Source organism: Desulfurococcus sp. (assembly GCF_049970475.1).
Taxonomy (GTDB): Archaea; Thermoproteota; Thermoprotei_A; order Sulfolobales; family Desulfurococcaceae; genus Desulfurococcus; species Desulfurococcus amylolyticus.
Map to the genome: position 1 here is coordinate 1 of NZ_JBMFMW010000125.1, position 2,947 is coordinate 2,947.

Sequence of the window (2,947 nt, forward strand, 5' to 3'; positions counted from 1 at the left end):
TATGGAGGGTGAGGAGTCAATAGATGTCCTCTACTGGCGCGGCGGGTATAGGGAGTACAGGGCTTCGAGGGTGAGCCAGCCCTGCAACCATGGAGGTGGATGCAGCTTCTCAGCGGCTATAGCCGCTGGGCTGGCCAAGGGACTCGAGATCCCTGAGGCAGTGAAGTTGGCCAAGGAATTCATATCCATGGCTATAAGCTACGGGTATAGTGTGGGGAAGGGATATTGTCCAGTGAACCCTGCAGCATGGCTCGCTATACCTGCTGAAAAATACTGGGCTATAATGGATGTAGAGGAAGCCGTTGAACTAGTCCTAGAGAATAGGGATGTATTCAAGCACCTGGTCCCCGAGGTAGGGATGAATATAGCTAGGATCATAAACCCCCTGTACGCCAGGGGAATAAAAGACGTTGTAGCAGTGGCAGGTAGGATAGTACGGTACATGGGCACGGTGAAGCAGGTAGGCCCCGTGAAGCTGGGGGCGTCGAGCCACCTGGCAAGAGCTCTCCTAGAGGCAGTGAAGCACAACCCAGAGTTAAGGGCGGTAGTTAACATAGCCTACAGTAGGGAGTTCATTGAGAAAGCAGCTAGGAAAGGATACAGGGTAGTCTACATAGATAGAACACGTGAACCGGCAGAAGTAAAGCAGAAAGAGGGTGCGTCAATACCATGGATAATAAGGGAGGCATTCTCGATAGACAGCAAGGCAGACATAGTCTACGATACAGGAGATATTGGTAAAGAAGCGATGATCAGGGTATTCGCGGGAACAGCAGTACACGCAGTAATGAAAATACTAGACGTAGCGAGCTGAGTGTTCATCCGAGCTATGTCCTCATGTTACATAAGCACGTAGCATCAGCCTGTGTGGCATAGAAAACATGTTTTAATACATCTAGCGCGCCACCACTTCTAATTCTTTGTACCATGCTCGCTTAAGACAGGAAATCAATAATAACTTTTATTTTTTGTTATTTTATCTTATAAACATTAACCATCAGGGGAATTACTATTAACTAGTGTATTGCTCTCCTAGGCTATCTATTATGCTTCGGCCTTCCTGCGTTCACTGGTATCCTGTAGTATCTACCGTATTTGCCTTGGAGTAGCGGCTCGATTATTTCTTTGTTTACCAATGCATCTATGAGTCTCCTTACGCCTGGCTTCCCCATTTTCTCCACGGGTACTAGTAGGTCGTATTCCTCCCATGTCAACGGTTTGAAGCCTAGGTTGAATAGTTCCGCCACGTAGCCTACTGCTATCCCTGCATCAGCCCTCCCCTGCCTTACTGCTAGTGCTACAGCTGTATGCGTTTTCACCTCGTATGTATAGCCTTTAACAAGCTCCCTCACCCTTGTGAAGGGCACCCCCTTCTCACCAAGTATCTTCTTGAGGTGGTGGTCTAGGTAAGTCCTAATACCGGAGCCCCTTACCCTGTTAACTATCCTGACGTCGCTTCTAAGGAAGTCCTCTATACCTTCTATCTTCTTAGGGTTACCTGGAGCTGTTACTATCCCTATAAGCCTGTCGAAGCCCCTGATCAATACCGCTTTACCCTCCAGGTTGAACTTCTTGAGGAACGGTATATTGTAGACCAGCGTCTCCTCATCTAGTAGGTGGGTTGGAGCTATATCCGCCTCACCCCTTGCCACGGCGTGCCAGCCGGCAAGACTACCCGTGTTCAACACCCTGCTGGAGTAAGCCAGCCCAGTAGCCCTCAACAACTCCATGAGTAATGGGTCGTTGCTCCCGATGATGTTGAGTCTCCCAGGTGATGGTGGATCCCTGAACAAGTAGACCCTCACCCTGCTCCCGGCTTCAGCGGTATCCAGGTCCTCTGGGAGCTCAATGTATCCATCACTATAGATAAGCGAAGCTATGCTGCCGCTACTAAATGATACAGGGTATGCTGAATACCCGTTGACCCCCTCAACCAGTGATACAGGTATCAACCAGGTCTTACCAACCTGCTTCCTCACCCTGACCGGTAGAGTAGCCTCCACTATCCTCTCATCCTCTCTGAGGCCAGTCATAAGCGAGACAATGGGCTTCACAACACCCCTCAGTATCATGTAGCATGATAAGGGGAAGCCTGGGAGACCTACGAGAAGTCTACCACCGGATACAGCTATAACCGTTGGCTTACCCGGCTTGGTCTTCAAACCATGCACCACTACCTCGCCCAGCTCCTCGAACACCCTGTATACGAGATCCCTGATCCCAGCGCTTGTACCTCCACTAGTGAAAACCATGTCATAGCTTCCGAGATCGCTTTCTATAGTGTTCCTCAGAATCTCATAGTCATCGGGAAGACGGCCCCTGAATACAGCGTCAACCCCGAGCTCCTTGAGATAGCTTGTTACAAGGTAGCCGTTTACATCATATACCTTGCCAGCACTCAGCGGTTCACCTGGCTCCACGACCTCGTCGCCGGTCGAGTATACTGCAGCCCTGGGCTTCACATACACGGGGATCCTTCTAACCCCCAGGCCAGCTAGTAAAGCTATATGTTCGTGACTGAGCCTAGTACCCTTGAGGAGGACTAGGTCTCCAGCTGATACATCGCTGCCAGCAGTCGAGATGTTTTCACCGGGACTCGTACTCCTGTAAACCTTGATTACTTCACCGGTTCTCTCAGTGTACTCCTCCATTATAATGGAGTCGCAGTCCATTGGTACCATGGCTCCAGTAGCAACTTCAATTGCTTCACCAGGCCTACATGCGATACCGGGTTCCTCATCAACTCTTACTGAGCCAGCCACCCTGAGTTCAACCGGGGATAATTCATCACTCCACTCGATGTCAATGCTTCTCACAGCGTAACCATCCACCTCACTCCTATCGAAGGGTGGGTGGTCAACTGGTGCATATATGTCTTCTGCTAGTATCCTCCAGAGGGCTTCCTCTAAACCAACCTCCTCTACTCCTTTCGGGGCTGGCTTCACCC

Annotated in this window: 2 protein-coding genes; one reads left to right on the top strand and one right to left on the bottom strand. The window is 50.3% G+C overall.

Annotated features, from left to right (window positions below):
• Positions 1 to 814: thiamine-phosphate synthase family protein (locus ACP5N5_RS06495; protein WP_428134231.1), on the top strand; the 814-nt coding region annotated here is incomplete at its 5' end.
• A 223-nt stretch (positions 815 to 1,037) separates the two neighbouring features.
• Here the strand turns inward: ACP5N5_RS06495 and ACP5N5_RS06500 are convergent.
• Positions 1,038 to 2,947: molybdopterin biosynthesis protein (locus tag ACP5N5_RS06500; protein WP_428134237.1), on the bottom strand; the 1,910-nt coding region annotated here is incomplete at its 5' end.